The sequence below is a fragment of the Undibacterium pigrum genome (genome assembly GCF_003201815.1).
Classification (GTDB): Bacteria; Pseudomonadota; Gammaproteobacteria; order Burkholderiales; family Burkholderiaceae_D; genus Undibacterium; species Undibacterium pigrum.
The window spans coordinates 1-1,189 of the sequence record NZ_QJKB01000044.1; the positions used below are offsets into that span (position 1 = coordinate 1).

Here is a 1,189-nt window from a genome sequence, read left to right on the forward strand (position 1 = left end):
AGAAAGTTGATACATGTCGCTTTTGGGGTTTTGAAATCCGGAAAACCATTCGATGCTAGCTTGCATTTCGCTTGACTGGGATAACAGTATCTACGGGCCTAATCGTACCTACGGGCCTGTGCCAAGGTTTGCAGAGCTTGAGGGTGAGGTATTGATGCAGGCTTAGCTTCAATGACTTCCATACTGATTAAACACCGCACAAAACTCTTCATACACAAACTCAGAATTCAAGCGCCGTACCGACTCTTTGATCATCTCCATCTCCCACACCGAGGCGTCAGAAAACCAGATCATCAGCAAGGGTGACGCTGCTTGCTCCAGGTGAGAAAAGTGGCCGGCTTTTTGTAGCTCGACCAGCCCTTCCAGTACAGCTGCAAACATGCGCTGCACATGGCGTGTCCAATAATTGTCGACGTCATCATCCAAAGTGGTGACGCCATCCCATTCCAGGTCTTCAAAGGCGTCGTTAAGGCTTTCAAATTCTTCGCGCAAGGCCGTGAGGCACGCGTTGACGGGATTAAAATATCCATCCTGACGGCAATGTCGCCATTCATCGGCGCAATTATGGGTATATTGCTCCTGCTCCCGGTCAATGCGGTCCTGCCGCTCTGGCATGGTATTCAAGACCGCGTTTATATGCAGCAAACCATTGCAGGTATACAGGCTATAACCATAAAATTTTTCCCCAGGTGGAGGCACCAGCATATTGCTCAGGTCTTGCGTCACCGCCAGCCTGACAGCATCTTTTAATTCAGTATAGTCGCGCTGTAGCCATGCGGCCCAGATGGCGTGTACCTGGTCTTGGTAGTGGCTCATTGTTGGTCAGTTTTGATAAAGGAGAGCTCGGCGTATTCGTGTGATAAACGACTTTATTATAACCGTGCAGCTTCTGTAGCTCCTGTAGGTACGATTAGCACAGCGTAATCGTACGCATGGTCAGTCGCAATTTTCCATGCTGCTTCAAAATCACGGCTGCTTTTTGGTAATGAATCAAATATACATTGCGATGGTGCAGTGATGGACAGGTGGCGATCATGTGATTTGCATGAAGCCTGTAGCTATTTCAAACATCGCATGCGTACGATTACGCTGCGCTAATCGTACCTTGTATTATGACGCTTTCGGTAGTTATTCGTTAATATAGCTACTAACAAGTTCTTGGTAGGCATATCAAGATCGAGTGACTGGA

1 protein-coding gene is annotated in these 1,189 nt (G+C 47.9%); it reads right to left on the reverse strand.

Annotated elements, in window-relative coordinates; all coding sequences use genetic code 11:
* Positions 1 to 168: 168 nt before the first annotated feature.
* The gene (locus DFR42_RS28930) at positions 169 to 816 is read right to left on the reverse strand and encodes a DUF4303 domain-containing protein (RefSeq protein ID WP_110258538.1); all 648 of its coding nucleotides are present in this window, start codon (positions 814 to 816) and stop codon (positions 169 to 171) included.
* Positions 817 to 1,189 lie beyond the last annotated feature (373 nt).

Bases quoted from the DNA above. Each gene is read 5' to 3' on its own strand.
- DFR42_RS28930 (WP_110258538.1), bottom strand. From the start codon at position 816: ATGAGCCACTACCAAGACCAGGTACACGCCATCTGGGCCGCATGGCTA.